Annotated in this window: 2 protein-coding genes; one reads left to right on the top strand and one right to left on the bottom strand. The window is 60.7% G+C overall.

The features are described from left to right. Nucleotides 1–25: 25 nt before the first annotated feature. Nucleotides 26–328 carry a helix-turn-helix domain-containing protein gene (locus MXB90_RS17620; RefSeq protein WP_250046713.1) on the bottom strand — a complete coding sequence of 101 codons (303 nt, stop codon included), beginning with the start codon at nt 326–328 and terminating at the stop codon, nt 26–28. Nucleotides 329–648: 320 nt separating this feature from the next. Here MXB90_RS17620 and MXB90_RS17615 point away from each other — a divergent pair, with 320 nt between their 5' ends. Then, on the top strand, nt 649–2,238 hold the full coding sequence (locus MXB90_RS17615) for a hypothetical protein (protein ID WP_250046712.1): 1,590 nt from the start codon (nt 649–651) through the stop codon (nt 2,236–2,238). Nucleotides 2,239–2,719: the final 481 nt, after the last annotated feature.

Here is a 2,719-nt window from a genome sequence, read left to right as displayed (position 1 = left end):
AGCCCCATGGAGTTCGAGGCACGCGCTATGCTAGCTTAACCTGCTGTCCACGAAACCGGTAGCAGGCCAGGGCTGCCCTCCTGACAGGGGGCCGCACGCGAAACTTGAAGACGGCGAGCCAGTCGGGCCGCACCGTCCAGGATCGCCCGAGCTTCACGGCTTCCAGCTGAATACGGCCGCGAGGTGTCGGGCATCCGGTGATGATCCAGTCGCGTATGGTCCGTGGCGAGCGCCGCAGGATCGTGGCGACCTCTTCTACCGTCAGATACCGGACGAAGCCCGCCTCCTCGGCCACCGTCCCGATCTGTTTCTGGCTTTCGTGTTCCATGCGTGCCCTCCCTGTTTCCGCGGCAGGAAGGAGATGGGCCCGGTGGGAGCCGGTTCAAAATTCCGGCGTCGTCTCCGCCAGAGCGTGCTGCAAGCCCCGGCAATCGCCGTCAATCAGACCGCGTCAGAAAGATTTTTGTCGGCGCATTGTCGGCACCCAAAAGCGACGAATTGTCATTCAAAAACAGTCAGATGCGTAGGTTTTTCGGCTCTTCTGCGGGGTCCTGTTTTCCGCCCACCGCCGAAAAAAGTCGTGTTTTCCGTTTCCCGCTTTTGACGACCGAACCCCTTTCCTAAGGGTAGACACGAAGGACCCTCAGGATGAAACCTACCCGCAAGAAACACGCAAAGACCCGCACACCGGTGCCGTCGCCGTATCTCGACCTTCTGTCTGTCAGCACGCCGAAGGGCCGACGGGCTCTGACAGACGACGAGCGCGAGACCCTGATCCTGATGCTTGCGCACAAGACGGCGGCGCCCGCCTTCGATCTCGATCGGCTCGCCCCCCAGGGCTCGTATCCGCGCGCGATGCTGCGGCATTTCGACGACACCGACATTTCCTTTGCGATGCCGCTGTTCCAGCTCGTCATGGTCGCCGCGTCTTGGCTGACCCAGAACGGGGCCTATCTCGACGTGCCTGGCACCAACCCGATCCGGCCCACGCTCTGGACGATTGGCCTGGCCGAGTCGGGCAGCGCCAAGACCCTCGCAACCGACAGGGTCTGGAAGATCCTGTCCACGCCCGAGGGCGGACCCGTCAATCGGCTGGGGATGGTGTCCTCGGACGCCCAATGGATCATCGACTTGGAGGAAGACAATGGCGCGTTCTGGTTTCAGGATGAGGTTGGCAAGTTCATTCGCGAGATGAACACCTCGACGAAGCTGTCCCGCCTGAAAGCGTGGATGCTGGAAACATACTCGTCGGCGGCGATTGGAAACCGGCTCAAGGGCGAAGAGAAGAAGCTGGTCATCGAGGATCCGCATTTCACGTTTCATGGGATGACCGTCTTTTCGACGTGGCCCCAAGACGTGAATGCAACCACGATGATGGACGGCTGGTGTCAAAGGATGAATTATTACGTCGCGCCAGCGCGGACCGACACGACGATGTTCGACCATTTCATCTATTTCGAAGGGGCCGACGTCGAAGTCCGGGAAGCAGCTCTGCGCGAAACTTGGAAGGCAATCTGTGCCCAGCCCGCCGCCTGCGGGGCCTACACGATGGCGCCGACTGCCTTGCCAGACTTGCGCGGCTGGTGGAAGTCGCTCGAGAAATCGTGGGGCGATTTCGCCCTTCCGGCGTCCTTCATGCGCCGGATCGGCTTCTCGGTCCTGCGATACATGGTCGTCATACAGTTCCTCCTGGGAAAATCACGGCTCGCGATCGATATGGAAACGGCGAGCATCGCGACGGCCTTTGCGGAATATCACATGGAAAGCGCCCTGCTGCTGGTGCAATCTTATGATAGAATTGCAGCAACTCACGTCAGCCGTATCGTTGAGATGCGAAACGACATGATCGAGAACGGCGATGCCCTGACCGCCCGCAACATCAGCCGTCGACTGAGCAAAGCCGCCCGCGCCGCGGTCAGCACTCCAATGATTCAAGAAATTCTCGCAGTCTTGGAGAAAGTCGAACAGGTCGGGCAAGAAGGGTTCTTGGCGGAGATCGGCGCCAAGGAAAAGTCCGAGATCATCACCGAAGGCTGGGCCAAGGATATCGACCGGATCAGGCTCAACGAGCGCAAACGCAATGAGCGCCGCTTGCGCGAGTTGCGCAAAGCTTACCGGGACCCTGTGCCCGCCTGCGCACAGGGGGCGGGTGAGGCATCGGCGGACAGCAACGTGATTGCGTTTCGAACTCCGGTCGATCCGCCGGATGATGAGTTCCAGCTATTGGGAGTCAATTGACCGACGGTAGCATCAAAACGGGCGTTGTTGCGAAACTCTCGCATGAGACGTGAGAGTCCCCTTGACCTTCGGTTTCAAACCACGGCCGATTTCCGCGGTTCCGCGGTTCCGCGGTTCCGCGGTTCCGCGGTTCCGCGGTTCCGCGGTTCCGCGGTTCCGCGGTTCCGAGGGCCGAGCACCGGTTCAAGTGCGATGCTGATCTGGATCACTGCGGTCTGGCAAGTCGGCTCTTTTTACGGCAATGCGTTCGCCGAAGGATTCGAGATGCCGGGACTGAACACATGTCGAAACTACAAGGAAAGCTTGCCTTGGTTCCCGGTGCCAGCCGAGGGGTCGGCAAGGGGATCGCGATCGCCTTTGCGAAGGACGGCATGACTGCGGTGATCGCCGTCTGAACGCTGGAACGTGGACCAGAGTCGGAGCACGGCGGGACCATCAGAGTCCAGTTTGCCGACCGGACCCCGCGCAACGCAGGCCGCAA

It is taken from the genome of Phaeovulum molybdatiresistens, from assembly GCF_023544865.1.
Lineage (GTDB): Bacteria > Pseudomonadota > Alphaproteobacteria > Rhodobacterales > Rhodobacteraceae > Pontitalea.
The sequence above is the reverse complement of the archived record's forward strand: the minus strand, read 5'-3'. Positions and strand labels throughout refer to the sequence as shown.

What these genes read in the sequence shown, in the direction of transcription:
- MXB90_RS17615 (WP_250046712.1), top strand. Translation starts at nt 649, where the DNA reads ATGAAACCTACCCGCAAGAAACACGCAAAGACCCGCACACCGGTGCCG.
- MXB90_RS17620 (WP_250046713.1), bottom strand. Translation starts at nt 328, where the DNA reads ATGGAACACGAAAGCCAGAAACAGATCGGGACGGTGGCCGAGGAGGCG.